At 59.6% G+C, this 275-nt stretch carries 1 protein-coding gene; it reads left to right on the top strand.

Features of this window, described 5'->3' with window-relative positions:
- Positions 1-90: 90 nt before the first annotated feature.
- Positions 91-275, top strand: a 185-nt coding sequence (locus R0J92_RS22850; RefSeq protein ID WP_411053348.1) for a hypothetical protein, incomplete at its 3' end; no start/stop codon positions are given.

The following is a 275-nucleotide window of genomic DNA, read 5'->3' on the forward strand; positions in this document are numbered from 1 at the left end:
GTGCCCTCGGTCGACCATGAGGGAGATCTGATGACGGATCTCAAACTGCGCCCCACCGGGCTCATCAACTGGACCAAAGGGAGCTAAGGGATGATTGCTGCAGCCACTCTGAAGCAGGGAAAGACCACCCATAAACTGCGCTTCACCACCGGCGCGCTGATGCGCTTTGAAGAAGACAACAACGGCAAGGCCTTTGATGTGCTGCTGGATGATCTGATCCAGGGCAAGGGCGGCGTGCGCCTGCTGGTCTCGGCGCTGTCGGCAGGGCTCGACAA

Source organism: Tritonibacter sp. SIMBA_163, assembly GCF_046535935.1.
GTDB classification, from domain to species: Bacteria; Pseudomonadota; Alphaproteobacteria; order Rhodobacterales; family Rhodobacteraceae; genus Epibacterium; species Epibacterium scottomollicae.